Annotated in this window: 1 protein-coding gene; it reads right to left on the bottom strand. The window is 62.7% G+C overall.

The features are described 5' to 3' along the window. Positions 1-212, bottom strand: a 212-nt coding sequence (locus AC0ZWN_RS28980; protein WP_476337736.1) for a hypothetical protein, incomplete at both ends; no start/stop codon positions are given.

A 212-nucleotide genomic window follows, 5' to 3' on the forward strand; every position in this document is an offset into this window, starting at 1 on the left:
GAAGGTCAGCGTGCCTGCGGTGGACACGGTCTGGATCGGCGCATCACGCAACGCCACACCGGTCAGGCGTACACCGACGGTGTCCTTCGCTGCCAGGCTCGGATAACTGACCTGGACGTTGGCTTCGGTGCCGAGCGTGTCGACGTTCAACTCACCCGTCGGTGCTTCGACCACCTTGAATACGTTCTGGCCCTGAGCACTGACCACGCGAA

The sequence above is a fragment of the Pseudomonas sp. 3B-A001-10F genome (assembly GCF_056313565.1).